At 37.9% G+C, this 14,923-nt stretch carries 13 protein-coding genes and 1 riboswitch; of the genes, 11 read left to right on the top strand and 2 right to left on the bottom strand.

Features of this window, described 5'->3' with window-relative positions; genetic code table 11:
- The first annotated feature begins 49 nt into the window (after positions 1 to 49).
- Positions 50 to 358, top strand: a complete 309-nt coding sequence (locus tag C3K47_RS12795) for a protease inhibitor I42 family protein (RefSeq protein WP_133159383.1) — start codon at positions 50 to 52, stop codon at positions 356 to 358.
- Positions 359 to 361: 3 nt separating this feature from the next.
- Here C3K47_RS12795 and C3K47_RS12790 read toward each other — a convergent pair whose 3' ends face one another.
- Together C3K47_RS12790 and C3K47_RS12785 are read right to left on the bottom strand one after the other, a co-directional pair.
- Complete coding sequence (locus tag C3K47_RS12790) at positions 362 to 847, bottom strand: dihydrofolate reductase (protein WP_103789532.1); 486 nt, start codon at positions 845 to 847, stop codon at positions 362 to 364.
- Positions 848 to 876: 29 nt separating this feature from the next.
- Positions 877 to 1,671: a thymidylate synthase gene (locus C3K47_RS12785; protein ID WP_103789620.1), complete on the bottom strand. Its 795-nt coding sequence runs from the start codon at positions 1,669 to 1,671 to the stop codon at positions 877 to 879.
- A 182-nt stretch (positions 1,672 to 1,853) separates the two neighbouring features.
- On the opposite strand from C3K47_RS12785, the gene ispE reads away from it, so the two are divergent.
- The 10 genes from ispE to C3K47_RS12740 all read left to right on the top strand — a co-directional run bounded on the left by ispE (position 1,854) and on the right by C3K47_RS12740 (position 14,900).
- Positions 1,854 to 2,657 (top strand): 4-(cytidine 5'-diphospho)-2-C-methyl-D-erythritol kinase, encoded by an 804-nt coding sequence (gene ispE, locus C3K47_RS12780; protein WP_103789531.1) that lies wholly within the window; start codon positions 1,854 to 1,856, stop codon positions 2,655 to 2,657.
- Positions 2,658 to 2,777: 120 nt separating this feature from the next.
- On the top strand, positions 2,778 to 3,596 hold the full coding sequence (locus C3K47_RS12775; RefSeq protein WP_103789530.1) for an energy transducer TonB: 819 nt from the start codon (positions 2,778 to 2,780) through the stop codon (positions 3,594 to 3,596).
- A 295-nt stretch (positions 3,597 to 3,891) separates the two neighbouring features.
- Positions 3,892 to 4,599 carry a phosphoadenylyl-sulfate reductase gene (locus C3K47_RS12770; RefSeq protein ID WP_103789529.1) on the top strand — a complete coding sequence of 236 codons (708 nt, stop codon included), beginning with the start codon at positions 3,892 to 3,894 and terminating at the stop codon, positions 4,597 to 4,599.
- A gap of 95 nt (positions 4,600 to 4,694) precedes the next feature.
- Positions 4,695 to 5,585 (top strand): sulfate adenylyltransferase subunit CysD, encoded by an 891-nt coding sequence (gene cysD / locus C3K47_RS12765; protein ID WP_103789528.1) that lies wholly within the window; start codon positions 4,695 to 4,697, stop codon positions 5,583 to 5,585.
- Between the two features lie 93 nt (positions 5,586 to 5,678).
- The gene (locus C3K47_RS12760; protein ID WP_103789527.1) at positions 5,679 to 6,926 is read left to right on the top strand and encodes a sulfate adenylyltransferase subunit 1; all 1,248 of its coding nucleotides are present in this window, start codon (positions 5,679 to 5,681) and stop codon (positions 6,924 to 6,926) included.
- 90 nt (positions 6,927 to 7,016) lie between these two features.
- Entirely contained in the window at positions 7,017 to 7,430 is a 414-nt protein-coding gene (locus tag C3K47_RS12755) for an OsmC family protein (protein WP_103789526.1), read from the top strand.
- Between the two features lie 140 nt (positions 7,431 to 7,570).
- A riboswitch (SAM riboswitch) is annotated at positions 7,571 to 7,678 on the top strand.
- 128 nt (positions 7,679 to 7,806) lie between these two features.
- On the top strand, positions 7,807 to 8,988 hold the full coding sequence (locus C3K47_RS12750; RefSeq protein ID WP_103789525.1) for a trans-sulfuration enzyme family protein: 1,182 nt from the start codon (positions 7,807 to 7,809) through the stop codon (positions 8,986 to 8,988).
- Positions 8,989 to 9,224: 236 nt separating this feature from the next.
- Positions 9,225 to 12,155 (top strand): TonB-dependent receptor, encoded by a 2,931-nt coding sequence (locus C3K47_RS12745; protein ID WP_103789524.1) that lies wholly within the window; start codon positions 9,225 to 9,227, stop codon positions 12,153 to 12,155.
- Positions 12,156 to 12,373: 218 nt separating this feature from the next.
- Entirely contained in the window at positions 12,374 to 12,517 is a 144-nt protein-coding gene (locus C3K47_RS19565; protein ID WP_165784698.1) for a hypothetical protein, read from the top strand.
- 280 nt (positions 12,518 to 12,797) lie between these two features.
- Positions 12,798 to 14,900 carry a HEPN domain-containing protein gene (locus C3K47_RS12740; RefSeq protein WP_103789523.1) on the top strand — a complete coding sequence of 701 codons (2,103 nt, stop codon included), beginning with the start codon at positions 12,798 to 12,800 and terminating at the stop codon, positions 14,898 to 14,900.
- The last annotated feature ends 23 nt before the right edge of the window (positions 14,901 to 14,923 follow it).

Raw genomic sequence — 14,923 nt, 5'->3', positions numbered from 1 at the left:
TTTATTGTATCCTAATAAATCGGATGAAGTACCCTTCAACCCAAAAATTATGGAAACTAAAATTCTCAGACTGAATGACAGCATTTTTATTGCCTTGCCAGGAAAAGGTACCTCGGGCTTGGTTTGGCAATTTAAAGTTGATAATGAAGGAATAATTGAAGTTTCAAAAGTGGATTATGAGGATGATGTTCATGAAATTGACAAAAACATTCCTGTAGGATCATCTATTCCGGAAGTTTTTAAAGTAATAGGGAAAAAGAAAGGGAATGCTAAAATCCATTTTGAACAAAGACGCCCGTGGGAACCATCATCCACTCCAATTGATACAGGCGATTATGAAATTACTGTTGAAGAATAGGATTTAAGCTTTTTTATAAGTTACAAAGGAATAATCGATCTTGTTTTTTTCATCGGCAACATGGTCTTCCCTTTGCACTTCTGTCCATTCGTTGTTTGAAATTTCCGGGAAAAAAGCGTCTCCATCAAAAGAAGACTTTACTTCGGTAACATACAAAGTGTCACTGCGATCAATTGCTTGTTTATAGATCTCAGCGCCCCCAATAATAAAGACCTCATTGTCACTTTCGCTAATCGAAATAGCTGCATCCAAAGAATCGGTTACTTCGCAACCTTCCAGCTTTAGATCTTTATTTCTACTTATAACTATATTTCTGCGGTTGGGTAATGGCTTGCCAATCGAATCATAGGTTTTGCGACCCATAATTATAGTATTGCCTGTCGTCAGTTTTTTGAAGTACTTTAAATCAGCCGGTAAATGCCAGATAAGAGTGTTATTATTTCCGATAACGTTATTCTTAGCTTTAGCTACAATAATGCTTAAGGTCATATATGGACTATGTATTAACTACCATTCAATTAAACAGCTACAGCGGCTTTTATATGTGGATGTGGGTCATAACCGGTTAGTGTAAAATCTTCAAACTTGAAGTCGAAAATATCTTTCACTTCCGGATTTAACTCCATTTTGGGCAAAGGTTTGAAATCACGGCTCAATTGCAGTTTGGTCTGTTCAAGATGATTCAGATATAAATGGGCGTCGCCAAAGGTGTGAACAAAATCTCCTGGTTTTAATCCGCAAACCTGGGCCATCATCATGGTTAATAAGGCATACGAAGCAATATTAAACGGAACTCCTAAAAAAATGTCGGCACTACGCTGATATAATTGGCAAGATAATTTTCCGTCGGCCACATAAAACTGAAAGAAGCTATGGCATGGTGGTAAAGCCATATTATCTACTTCTGCCACGTTCCAGGCACTTACTATAATTCTGCGTGAATCAGGATTGTTTTTAATTTGATTCACTACTTTTTCGATTTGATCGATCTTTCCTCCATCAGGAGTAGGCCATGAACGCCATTGTGATCCATACACAGGGCCTAATTCGCCGTTTTCATCTGCCCATTCATCCCATATACTCACGCCGTTTTCTTTCAGGTAGGCAATATTAGTTTCACCCTTTAAAAACCAAATCAATTCATGAATGATCGACTTTAAATGCACCTTTTTAGTGGTAACCAACGGAAAGCCCTCACTTAAATCAAATCGCATTTGGTAACCAAAAACACTAATAGTTCCTGTTCCGGTACGGTCATGCTTTTCAACTCCGTTATCGAGCACATGCTGCATTAAATCGTGGTATTGTTTCATTGACTTAGATCTGAGTATGGAGATTTGTGTATTCAGATAAATTAACTCTGGCAAATCGTCTTGCAAAGTAACGAAGCTTTCAAGTTCTGCCAAAATACTTTTAAACAATTCGTGTAATTTGTTAAAACATTTTAATTCCTGTTTAAAAATTGGGAATAATTCGTGTAATTCGTATTCTTCTTATGATACTATTCCCTAACGCTAAAATTAATCTCGGTCTTAATATCGTTGAAAAACGTGCTGACGGCTTTCATAATATCGAAACCGTTTTTTATCCTATTAAGATCAATGATTCATTGGAGGTTATTGAAGCTACTGAAACCAAGTTTAATGTTCATGGTGTTGATATTCCCGGGAATGTTAAAGACAATATTTGTTTAAAAGCGTATGAGCTTTTGAAACATGATTTTGATCTTCCTGCAATTGAAGTTCATCTGCTAAAGAACATTCCGGTAGGAGCAGGTTTGGGTGGCGGTTCTGCTGATGGCTCTTTTATGCTGAAGCTGCTTAATCAAAAGTTTGAACTCGGCTTAACTGTCCAACAATTGCAAAATTATGCCCGCCAATTGGGTAGCGATTGTGCTTTTTTTATCGAAAATAAACCTGTTTTTGCTTTTGGTAAGGGTGATGAATTTGTTGAACAGGAAGTAAATCTTGATACCTACTATTTGGTGTTGGTTAAACCAGCAATTCATGTTTCCACGGCCGACGCTTATGGGGGATGCCTGCCTTCGAAGCCCCAAACTTCATTGCAAATGCTTTTACATTTACCCGTTGCTGAGTGGAAAGCACTAGTAATGAACGATTTTGAATCCACTGTTTTTCCAAAATATCCTGAAATAAGAGCTATTAAAGAGCACTTATATAATAATGGAGCCTTATATGCCTCAATGAGTGGAAGCGGATCATCTGTTTTTGGAATTTTTCATAGTCCTGTTCAATTACCTGAATTGGGAAAAATACATAAGGTTTTCTACGGAGTTTAATTCTTTCTGGACACCATAAAATCTATTCTCAATTTTTTAACTAATAATTAAAAATATTGTGAGTGTTTTATGGAATAAGTTTCCTGTGTGCATCTAATAAGAAACTTAATTCTTATAGCCATGAAGAACCTGTTCACTAACTCCAACGATTTAACAGAAATTGTTTTCGAAAACCGTCATAAAGAATATGGCGCTTACCAGCTACGCACTCGTTACGACAGAACCATGCGTCGTTCATTATTTACTTCCGTAGGTGCTTTAGCCATTTTAGGTATCACTTCACTCATGTTTCGCTCAAAAGCCGATGAAGGTCCGGTGGTTCTTTCTATTCCGTATTTTATTGATAATAATAAATATGTAATAGTGCCTGATGAGCCTAAGGAAGTGGAATTGCCGCATAAATCGGATGTAAAACCAATGGCCTCAACCATAAAGGATGTAATTCCGGAAGTGGTACCTGATAATCAGGCAACCGGTACGGTTCCAACAGCTGAGGAACGAGAGGGAAAGGTAGCCGCAACCACTACTACCGATGTTCCAGGAGGTAGCCAGGTGGCCAATGTAATGCCCGATGGATCCTCAAATGGAGGAGAGGGTGTTGGAAATACTGCTGAGCCTGCAACAGAAACACCATTTAATCATGCCGAAGAAATGCCTGAATATGAAGGTGGTTTTCAAAAAATGTTCAAGTTTATTGGAAGGAATATGAATTATCCAGGCATGGCGGTTGAGAATCAGATTGAAGGAAATGTGACCGTTCAGTTTATAGTTGATAAGGATGGAAGTGTTTATAATGCGACAGTTTTAAAAGGAATAGGAGGTGGTTGCGACGAAGAAGCTATTCGCGTAGTGAAGTTGCTGAAATTTAAACCCGGAAGGCAAAACGGGCAACCGGTAAAGGTTCGCTTTAGCTTGCCTATCCGTTTTACGCTAAATTAAATGAATTTCAAACCATCTGCCTTTTAATGTGTTAGTGTGTTGGCGTCGATATTATCGGCGCTTTTTTAGTTTTTAATGACCAGTCTTTAAAATTTTTGTTCATAAAAGATACATTTCTACTTTTTACCCAAATTTTGATTTTTTAAATGAGATAAATTGTTTGGTGTTAAATTTTTATACAAACACGTGTTTTTTAATAATTTTTTCATTTTTTGTTCTTTATATTAGAAGTAACTCTTGTTTGGAACGATTTTTTTAATATTTTTGCAAATAAACTACTAAGCCAATAGGATTTATGTACAACGAGCTGATTGACAAACTTCAGGAAGAAACACAGAATTTAGGTTTGGCTGAAGCACTGGTATTCGTTGCTGAAAAATTTAAAGGTAAAACTGTGTTTTCTACTTCATTTGGAATAGAAGACCAAGTGATTACTGATGCGATTTTCAGGTCGAAAGCAGATGTAAAACTATTTACTCTTGACACTGGCCGTTTATTTGAAGAAACCTATGAAGTTTATTCCAGAACAGTTTCTCGTTATAAATTAGCTATTGTACCGTATTACCCAAATCAGGATGAAATCCAAGAATTTGTGGTTAAAAAAGGCATTAATTCGTTTTACGAATCAGTTGAAAACAGGAAAGAATGTTGCCGTATACGAAAGATTGAGCCTTTAAAAAAGGCATTGGCCGGAGCAGAAATCTGGATTACCGGTATCAGGGCTGAACAATCCGAAAATAGGAAGGATTTTCATTTGTTTGAATACGATGAAAGTTTTAAGTTAATAAAATTCAACCCTTTGCTATTGTGGACAGAACAGGAAGTAACTGATTATGTAAAAGCTAATTCAGTTCCTTATAATCCACTGCATGATAAAGGTTTTGTTAGTATTGGCTGTGCTCCTTGTACCAGAGCCATTGAACCGGGAGAAGATTTCCGCGCAGGACGTTGGTGGTGGGAAGACTCGAAAAAAGAATGTGGCCTACACAGTCATCAGAATTGATAATTAACCATGGCATATTGCCCCATGGAGCTTAACAAAGGAATAGATATTAGCTATGGCATAGGTCTATAGTCTAAGGACTAAAAATTATAAATATGAACAACCATTTAAAAACATTAGAAGAAGAGTCGATATACATTTTGCGTGAGGTGGCGGCTCAATTTGAGCGCCCGGCTTTATTGTTTTCGGGTGGAAAAGATTCCATTACCTTGGTCCATTTGGCTCGGAAAGCTTTTTTTCCGGCTAAATTCCCTTTTCCTTTAGTTCATATTGATACCGGTCACAATTTCGAAGAAACTATTGTTTTCAGAGACTGGCTGGTAAACAAAGTCGGAGCCCAGTTAATTGTGGGTTCTGTCCAAGATAGTATTGATCAGAAAAAAGTAGCTGAAGAAACCGGTAAATACGCCAGCAGAAATGCATTGCAAACGGTTACTTTACTTGATACAATAGAAAGAAACAAGTTTGATGCTTGTATAGGCGGTGCTCGTCGCGATGAGGAAAAAGCTCGTGCTAAAGAACGTATTTTCTCTGTTCGCGATGATTTTGGCCAGTGGGATCCAAAACGCCAGCGCCCTGAAATTTGGCATCACCTTAACGGTATGATCAATTTTGGTGAAAACGTGCGTATTTTCCCTATCAGCAACTGGACAGAATTAGATGTTTGGAGCTATATCAAACAAGAGAACATGGATCTTCCTAGTATCTATTTCACGCATAAACGTAATGTTTTTGAGCGCGATGGATTGATCTTCCCAGCTTCACCTTATATCAATATGGATGGAGAAGAGATCTTTGAAACCGATGTTCGTTTCAGAACCGTAGGCGATATGAGCTGTACGGCAGCAGTATTGTCAACTGCCGATAATGTGGATGATATCATCAGCGAGATCAAAGCCTCTACCATTTCTGAAAGAGGTGCCCGTTTTGATGATAAACGTTCGGAGGCAGCTATGGAAAAACGTAAATTGGCTGGGTACTTTTAGCCATAGTCTATTAACGATAGATCATAGAAAAGAAAGCAAAAACAATTTGATGACAGATGCGGCGTTTAATGGAGCTGCAAAAACATATAAAACATGGAACTACTTAAATTTTCGACCGCTGGAAGTGTAGATGATGGTAAAAGTACATTGATCGGTCGTTTATTATACGATACAAATTCACTTACAACCGACCAAATTCAAGCGGTTGAGGCAGCAAGTAAACGCAAGGGTTTTGATTATTTGGACCTTTCATTACTAACTGACGGATTAAGTGCAGAACGAGAGCAGGGCATTACAATCGATGTTGCTCATATTTATTTTAATACCGACAAACGTAAATTCATCATTGCCGATACTCCTGGTCACGTTGAGTATACCCGTAATATGGTTACTGGCTCGTCGAACTCTCAACTGTCGATTATTTTGATTGATGCCCGTAAGGGAGTAATCGAACAAACACACCGCCACTTTTTTATTGCCAATATGCTGCAAATACCAGAGGTAATTGTGTGTGTAAATAAGATGGATCTTGTTGATTACTCTGAAGATACTTTTAATAATATCCGTATTGAGTTTGAAGAGTTTGTTCGAGGTTTTGACCGCCTGCATCAAAATTTAACTTTTATTCCGGCTTCGTCGTTAAAAGGCGACAATATTGTGAATAAAGGTGAAAGCATGAATTGGTATAACGGTCCAACCTTATTAGAATATCTTGAGACTGTACAAGTAAACCAGGATGTAAACAGCAGGGATGCACGTTTTCCTGTTCAATATGTAATTCGCCCACAGTCGGAAGAGTTTCATGATTACCGTGGTTATGCCGGAAATGTGGCCAGCGGTAAATTCAGCGTTGGAGACGAGGTGGTAGCTTTCCCTTCTGGTTTAAGCTCAAAAATTAAACAAATAACCACTTTTGATGGCAATTTGCAATCAGCTGAAGCAAAACAGTCGGTTACTTTATTGCTCGAAGATGAGATCGATATTACACGTGGAAATTTAATTGCCAGAGCCGGTAATGAACCTCGGGTTGAAAAAGAATTTGCAGCTCAATTGTGCTGGATGGATACAACCGCTTCTGTTCCTGGAGGAAAATACATCATTCAGCATAGCAACAACCGTGTAAAAGCCATGTTGAAAGAGGTGGATTACATTGTAAATACCAGTACCCTGGAAAAGGATACGGATCGTAAGCAACTGAAGCTTAATGATATTGCACAGGTTCAAATTAAAACCGCCCAGCCTTTATTTTTTGACTCATACGAGCAAAACAAAGCGAACGGTTCTTTTATTATTATTGATGAAGGCACAAAAAATACCGTTGCTGCCGGAGTAATTTTATAGATAAAACTTAAGGACAAGATAGCAAGCACAGAAGATAATCATTGTTTGGATTCCATCTTTGCTCCAATATCTTTGTTCTAAATTGTGATTATGAATATTAAACTCGAACGTAAAAATAATGCCTATCATTTTGAAGCTGTAAATGAGCAGGGGAATGTGTTGGCAATGGATGCAAATCCGGCAATTGGTGGCGAAAACAAAGGTTTTCGTCCAATGGAGACGCTGTTAGCAGGTTTAGGTGGATGCAGCGCTATTGATGTGATCTCTATCCTTACTAAACAAAAAGAGCCTATTGCAGACCTGAAAATTAGCATTGATGCTAAAAGGATAGAAGGTGAAGTTCCTTCACTATTTGAAATTATTAATGTTGAATATCACTTTTTTGGTGAATTAAACACCGATAAAATTGAACGGGCTTTAGCTTTAACTTTTGATAAATATTGCTCTGTTGCTCAAATTTTAGGCAAATCGGCTAAGTTAAGCTATACCTATAAACTGAATTAAATTATTCAATTCAAAATCATAAGGCCTGTCGGAATTAAATTTCCGCAGGCCGATTTAAAATATTGTTTGCAGTTTAAAATTAGGCTTATATCTTTGCAAACACTTTGAATTACTCCTTTACTTGTTCTAAGTAATTGTAATTCTTATACAGAAGAGGCGAGAGAACAGGCTCTGAGACCCTCTGGCAACCGCCAAAATGGAAAGGTGCCAATTCCTGCCTGAATCGAAAGATTTGGGAACTATAAAAATTACATGATAATGATTACAGCAAAAATTTCATTTTCGGATACTTGTACGCTTTTGCCTGATGGCACCAAAGCCTTGTTTTCATTTTCATCGTTTTCTTCATTTAATCACTCATTTATTTTAAGAACATATGTCAAATTTTGAAACTAACGCCATAAGAATTCAAGCAGAGCGTTCAGGAGCGAAAGAGCATTCGGCTCCCATTTATCTTACATCTAGCTATAAATTTGATGATGCTGAAGATATGCGTGCCCTGTTTGCCAATGAGCGCGAAGGAAATATCTATAGTCGTTATTCAAACCCTAATACTTCTGAATTAATTGAGAAAATGGCCATTTTGGAAGGCACTGAAACGGGTTGGGCTACATCGTCGGGTATGGCAGCAATTTTTACCACTTTCGCTGCTTTTTTAAAATCAGGTGACCATGTGCTTTCGAGCCGGTCTATTTTCGGTTCCACTCATCAACTGTTGGTAAATGTTTTTCCAAAATGGGGTGTAACTTCATCTTATGCTGATTTGGACAAGCCGGAAGAATGGGAGTCATTAATTCAGCCAAATACTAAGCTGATATTTGTTGAAACTCCGTCTAACCCAGGAATAGATATTATCGATCTGGAATGGTTGGCTAAATTGTCTAAAAATCATAATGCATTGCTGGTGGTCGACAATTGCTTTGCTACCCCGTATTTGCAACAACCGATTAAATTAGGTGCTGATTTATCTATTCACTCAGCAACTAAATTTATTGATGGTCAGGGCCGTACGTTAGGAGGACTGATTTTGGGAAGCAATAAACTGATAGCAGACATTGAAGCATTCGCCCGTCATTCAGGTCCCGCAATGTCACCATTTAATGCCTGGATATTATCTAAAAGCCTTGAAACACTGGCTGTTCGTATGGATCGTCATTGTGAAAGTGCTTTAAAAGTGGCTGAGTTCTTAGAGCAAAATGAAGAAATCGAACTAGTAAAATACCCGTTTTTGAAATCTCATCCTCAATACGAAATTGCTAAAAAACAAATGAGAGCAGGAGGGGGCATTGTTACTTTTGTAGTTAAGGGTGGATACGAACGCGCCAGCAAGTTTATGGATTCATTAAAAATGTTCTCTATTTCAGCTAATTTGGGTGATACCCGCTCAATTGCAACACACCCGGCTTCAAGTACACATTCTAAGCTTACAGAAGCTGAACGTTTACAGGTTGGTATTAGTCAGGGAGCAGTTCGCGTCTCCATTGGTTTAGAACATATCGACGATATTTTACAAGATATTAAGCAAGCACTTGAAGTTTCAAAGCTTCAAATAGCGTAAAAACGGTGTTTTTAGGGCATTTTATAAAATGTCCTAAATTTTTTTTAAAATAGTCTACTAGTTCTGTAGGATTTATATATATTTGTTTTCGAAAGATTATTATAATGAAAAACAATCAACTTATAAATAAGCAACCTATGTGTTGTTGTTGTTGCTAAAAGGATTCAACCACTTCTAGCAATGGTTAGCAGCTTTCTGTAAATCAACTTATTAAATATCAACTTATTATTAATAGAATGAAGAAATCATTACTACTGGCTATTCTTTTGACCCTTTCGCTGAGTGTTTTTGCTCAGGATGCAATTGTGATCAGCGGCACAATCAGAGATAAAGATTCTAATGATCCCCTGAGCGGAGTATCAGTTCACATTAAAGGTACCAATGCTGGTACTGCAACTAACAACGATGGAAAGTTTGAGTTAAAAACCCGAAGAAAACTTCCTTTTATTTTACAAGTGGCTTTGGTTGGCTTTCAAACCCAGGAATTTGAAGTGAAAGACATAAATCAGTCTATTGCCCTAAATCTTTCGAGTATCAATATTCAGGCAAATGAGGTGGTAGTAACGGCTTCTAGGGTGGAAGAAAATATATTGAAGTCGCCTGTTGCCATAGAAAAACTGGATATAAGAGCAATTAAACAGTCTCCGGCTCCAAGTTTTTATGATGCTTTGGAAAATGTGAAGGGGGTACAAATGACAACATCCAGCCTAACCTTTAAAGTTCCTAACACCCGTGGTTTTAATATTCCTAACAATTTTAGGTTCATGCAATTAGTAGATGGTGTTGACATGCAGGCGGCAACGCTTGGTGTACCTTTGGGTAATGCCATTGGCCCCACAGAACTGGATATTCAAAGCATAGAAATAACTCCTGGTGCAGCCTCAGCTCTTTATGGTATGAATGCTATTAACGGTATGTCGAATTTATTGACCAAAAGCCCATTTGTATACCAGGGATTAAGCATTTATACACGTACAGGTTTTAACCATGTGGGTGAAGGAACAGGAAGAGATATCAGTAATTTAACGGAAACAGCAGTTAGATATGCCAAGGCGTTTAATAATAAATTCGCCTTCAAGGTAAACGCAAGCTTTATGCAGGGCACCGATTGGCTGTCGGATACTCGTCTTGACCAAAATCCAAACAATTTAAAATCGGCTAATCCGGGATATCCTGCCTTAGATGGGCCTAATAATATAGTTTTCGATGGATGGAATAAATATGGAGATGATGCGCTTGCAGGCAGTAATACGGTTTCTGTTACCGGCTTAACCATCGATGGAAAAGCAAATCAAACGTTAACAGTTGGTCGTACCGGTTATTGGGAAAAGGATCTGGTAAGTCCTAAAGTGGATAACCTTAAGGTGGACGCTTCTTTTCATTATCGAATTAATGACAAAGTAGAAGCTTCTTATTCTTACCGTATAGGACGAATGGATGGAGTTTTTCAACGCGGTAATAAGATTCAGCTGGATAATGTAGTTGTTCAAAATCACAAGGTAGAGGTAAAAGGGGCTAATTTCTTGTTAAGAGGTTATCTTTCCTTGGAAAATACCGGCGATTCATTTAACGTAAAGCCATTGGCTGATAACCTTGACTTATCCAGTGGAGGAAGTGCTTCCGTTTGGGGAGCTAAGTTTAAAACCGCACTTAATAATTATTCTGCCGAACATGGTGGGGCTTTAACTTCTGAAAATTTAGCGGCAGCTACTCAATTTGCACGCCAAGCGGCCGATGCAAGTCGTGTTCAACCCGGTACACAAGCATTTCAGGATTTAAAAAACACCATTATCGGTATTAATAACTGGGATATTAAGTCTTCTACCATTCCTGATGCACCGGAGACAGGAGGTGCAGCATTGGTGCAAAATAGCCGTATGTACAACCTTGAAGGTCAGTGGGATCTGTCAAAAGAAGTGAAGTTTTTCGATCTGTTGATCGGTGGCGATGCCCGTTTCTATCAGATTATTCCTGACGGAAATAACTTCGTAGACTTTTCACGCCCGATTGAAGAGCGAAACAAACCATTGCCAGATGGAAGTTTTGGCGAGGATGTATCCTATAAGAAATTTGGCGGTTTCGCGCAGATTACCAAAACATTTTTCCAGGAAAAACTTAAACTTTTTGCCTCTCTACGCGGAGATTACAATCCTGAATTCGACCCTAAATTTACACCACGTATAGCCGCTGTTTACACCGTTGCTAACAAACATAACTTCAGGGTAACTTATCAAAAAGGATATCGTTTCCCAGCATTATTTGAAGCACTATCATATGTAAATAACGGTAGGGTAAAACGCGTGGGCAGCTTGCCATATATCAATGAAGGCTTAGGTTATTTGGATAATAGCTACACACAATCATCGGTTGTAAACTTCAATGCTGCTGTTAAAGCTGGGGGAAATACTGATGCAGCTGCATTAGCCAACAGAGGCTTATTGAAAGTGGCTAACCTTCCTGATGCCAGCCCTGAGCAGATTAATTCATTTGAAGTGGGTTATAAGAGTATTTTATTCGACAATAAGCTGGTGGTTGATTTTGACGCTTATACTAATACTTATACAGGCTTTTTAGGTCAGGTACAGGTATATGTTCCCAAGGGAGAAACTGTTGGGTCAGATGCAGCAGTATTAGCAATGGTCGATAGAAACCGTGATCCTAACCCTGGAAGCGGAGGAAATGCAGCGAGTAAAGGTCAGGATCGTTACCGTGTTTATACCAATGCTAAAAACAAGTATAATAACTATGGATCGGCATTGGGTTTAACTTATAATTTTTATAAGAAATACACTGTAGGAGGGAATGTAAGCTACAATAAAATGAAAGCCAACTCCACTTCCGACATATTTGTAACAGGTTTTAATACGCCTGAATGGTCGGGAAATGTTTCCTTTGGTAATAGAGAGATCATTAAAAATGTTGGATTTAGCGTTATCTACAAATGGCAAACTTCTTTCTTATGGGAAAGTCCGTTGGTAACCGGTCAGATTAATGCTATTCACAATTTTGATGCTCAAGTTTCATTGGCAATTCCACAGGCTAAAGCTAGTGTTAAAGTTGGCGGAACAGATTTGTTCAATAAAGCTTACTTGCAATACGCCGGAGGGCCAACAATTGGCGGTTTATATTATGTTGCCATTTCGTTTGATGGCTTATTAAATAAGTAAATGATTTAATTTGATGACTGCTGATCCATTCCAAAGGAACTGCAACTCATCTTAAATAAAGATGTTTTTAATTGCGTAGGGCGTAATTAATTACGATTGGTTGATAACAGAAGCATGGTTGACTAATAATCAACTATGCTTTTTTATTGTAACTGGTTGAAGTATAGTTAATTACATTTTTGTGACAACTTTTCTTTTTCAGGCTCGTAAAAAAGAGCATGAGAAACTTCAAAGACATAGTTCAGGCCTTAAAAAGAGGAGAAGAAGTGACCATTGAAATTAAGCTCGAATTTGACGAACGTCATATTTTGTTGTTGGCGGGCATTTTAACGGTTACGGTTCTGAATCTCATGATCTTCTAAACAATTCTTCTAATAAAATTATAAGTGTTCAGATTTAACGAATAGTTGAATTTGAATTGCTACGATATCTCATTTTTCCTGAATTCCTTCCGGTTTAAAATATTTTTCCATCTTTTAGCTCTTATTGTTAAAATTTCAATAATTTCATCATATTGTTAACTATTTGATAAAAAGAGGTTCTGTTTATTAGAACTATTTTACATTTAGTTTTGATTAGTCAAAAAAAGGACTTATAATTGTATTATAATCCCATTAAATCTATAGACTATATAAATAGGATATGCAAAGCTTTAGGACAGAACTGGAAAACCCAATTGTTGAACGTGATATAATTGAATTAGAGCGAAAAATTCAATTGTTTCGTGAGGGTAAAATAGATGAGGAGAAATTCCGTAGTTTACGTTTAGCCCGTGGTATTTATGGCCAGCGTCAGCAAGGAGTTCAAATGGTGCGTATTAAATTGCCTTATGGTAAAGTAAGCACCGAGCAGCTAGAGCGTATCTGTCAGGTTTCTGATGAATATTCACGTGGTAATCTGCATATTACAACCCGTCAGGATATACAAATTCACTATGTTAGCTTAGATCGTACTCCTGAATTATGGGCCGAATTGGAAAAGGATGATATTACCCTTCGCGAGGCTTGTGGAAATACCGTACGAAACGTAACAGCTTCATCAATGGCCGGTATTGATCCTGCCGAGCCATTTGATGTTTCGCCATATGCACAGGCGGCTTTTGAATACTTTTTACGTAATCCGGTGTGTCAGGAAATGGGACGCAAAGTAAAAATCGCGTTTTCTTCTTCTGAATCAGATACTGCCTATACTTTTATGCACGATTTGGGCTTTATTCCTAAAATAAAACTAATTGATGGTAAAGAGGTTAGAGGCTTTAGAGTGATGCTTGCCGGCGGTTTAGGTTCACAACCTTACCTGGCAGAGTTAGCCTACGAATTTTTACCAGTTAACCAGGTCATCCCGTTTGCAGAAGCTGTTTTACGTGTGTTCGATCGTTATGGCGAACGTACAAAACGCCATAAAGCCAGAATGAAATATTTACTTCAGGATCTTGGTTTGGAAGGTTTCATGAAATTGGTGGAAGAAGAACGCATTTCCATTAAAAATAAAGTTTATGAAATTGATGGCACCGTTGCTAACGAAATTGTTCCACCTGCTGTTATCAATTTACCTGATTTTGAAATACTTGACTGGGTTAAATATGAAAAATGGCTTACAACAAATGTGTATAAACAAAAGCAAGTAGGCTATTTTGCAGTTGGTTTGAAGATCGCCAATGGTGATATCAAAACTCCGGTAGCCCGCAAATTAATTGATATTATTAAGGAACTGGCCACTGATGAGATCAGGCTGACTATTTCACAGGGAATGATCCTAAAATATGTTCCTGCCCAGCACTTGCCATACCTGTTCTATAAACTTGATCTGCTAGGTTTAGCCGAAATTGGTTTCGAAAGCACTGCAGATATTACCTCCTGCCCAGGAACCGATACCTGTAATCTGGGTATTTCAAACTCAACAGATATCACCAAAGAGCTCGAAAAAGTTATTTATGAAGAGTATCCCGAATTTATTTATACAAATGATGTGTCAATAAAAATTTCCGGATGCATTAACTCATGCGGGCAACATGCCATGGCGGCTATTGGTTTTCATGGTTCAAGTTTGAAAAAAGATAAATTGGTATTGCCTGCTCTTCAAGTATTAATTGGAGGAGGTGTTTTGGGTGACGGTTTAGGTTCGGTGGCCGACAAGGTTATTAAAGTACCTAGCAAACGCGGTCCTGATGTATTGCGTTATCTCTTAAATGATTACCAGGAAAACAGAGAGCAAGGAGAGTATTTCTTAAGCTATTATCAGCGTAAAGGAAAGATCTATTTCTATGATCTTTTAAATCCGCTTGCTGATTTGAGCAAAGTTACTGAGGATGATTTTATTGATTGGGGACAAACTGCTCCTTACGTTCAGGCTATTGGAGTGGGGGAATGTGCCGGTGTAGCGATCGACTTAGTGGCTACTTTGCTGCTTGATTCGGATGAAAAGGTTGCAAAAGCTCAGGAGGCGTTTGAAAAAGCTGATTATTCGGATAGTATTTATTATTCGTACACTTCATTTATCAATACTGCTAAAGCCTTATTAACATCAGAAGGTGTCAAAACCAATACCCAAAGTTGTATTGTTAAAGACTTTGATGTGAACTTTATTAATCAGGGTAAATTAAAACTCTCAGTAGGATTCGAAGAGCTTGTTTATCAGATCAATAAGAATGAGCCTGAAGCTGATTTCGCTGCTTATTATTTAGATCAGGCCAGAGGTTTTACAGCATTGATAAAAGAATACCGCGAATCAGTTTTGGTTCAATAGGTTTAAGCTAAAAGAAAGAGAGA

Origin of the sequence: Solitalea longa, assembly GCF_002920915.1 — a bacterium.
In the GTDB taxonomy this organism is placed as follows: Bacteria; Bacteroidota; Bacteroidia; order Sphingobacteriales; family Sphingobacteriaceae; genus Solitalea; species Solitalea longa.
The sequence above is the reverse complement of the archived record's forward strand: the minus strand, read 5'-3'. Positions and strand labels throughout refer to the sequence as shown.

Bases quoted from the DNA above. Each gene is read 5' to 3' on its own strand.
- C3K47_RS12795 (WP_133159383.1), top strand. From the start codon at position 50: ATGGAAACTAAAATTCTCAGACTGAATGACAGCATTTTTATTGCCTTG.
- C3K47_RS12790 (WP_103789532.1), bottom strand. From the start codon at position 847: ATGACCTTAAGCATTATTGTAGCTAAAGCTAAGAATAACGTTATCGGA.
- C3K47_RS12785 (WP_103789620.1), bottom strand. From the start codon at position 1,671: ATGAAACAATACCACGATTTAATGCAGCATGTGCTCGATAACGGAGTT.
- ispE (WP_103789531.1), top strand. From the start codon at position 1,854: ATGATACTATTCCCTAACGCTAAAATTAATCTCGGTCTTAATATCGTT.
- C3K47_RS12775 (WP_103789530.1), top strand. From the start codon at position 2,778: ATGAAGAACCTGTTCACTAACTCCAACGATTTAACAGAAATTGTTTTC.
- C3K47_RS12770 (WP_103789529.1), top strand. From the start codon at position 3,892: ATGTACAACGAGCTGATTGACAAACTTCAGGAAGAAACACAGAATTTA.
- cysD (WP_103789528.1), top strand. From the start codon at position 4,695: ATGAACAACCATTTAAAAACATTAGAAGAAGAGTCGATATACATTTTG.
- C3K47_RS12760 (WP_103789527.1), top strand. From the start codon at position 5,679: ATGGAACTACTTAAATTTTCGACCGCTGGAAGTGTAGATGATGGTAAA.
- C3K47_RS12755 (WP_103789526.1), top strand. From the start codon at position 7,017: ATGAATATTAAACTCGAACGTAAAAATAATGCCTATCATTTTGAAGCT.
- C3K47_RS12750 (WP_103789525.1), top strand. From the start codon at position 7,807: ATGTCAAATTTTGAAACTAACGCCATAAGAATTCAAGCAGAGCGTTCA.
- C3K47_RS12745 (WP_103789524.1), top strand. From the start codon at position 9,225: ATGAAGAAATCATTACTACTGGCTATTCTTTTGACCCTTTCGCTGAGT.
- C3K47_RS19565 (WP_165784698.1), top strand. From the start codon at position 12,374: ATGAGAAACTTCAAAGACATAGTTCAGGCCTTAAAAAGAGGAGAAGAA.
- C3K47_RS12740 (WP_103789523.1), top strand. From the start codon at position 12,798: ATGCAAAGCTTTAGGACAGAACTGGAAAACCCAATTGTTGAACGTGAT.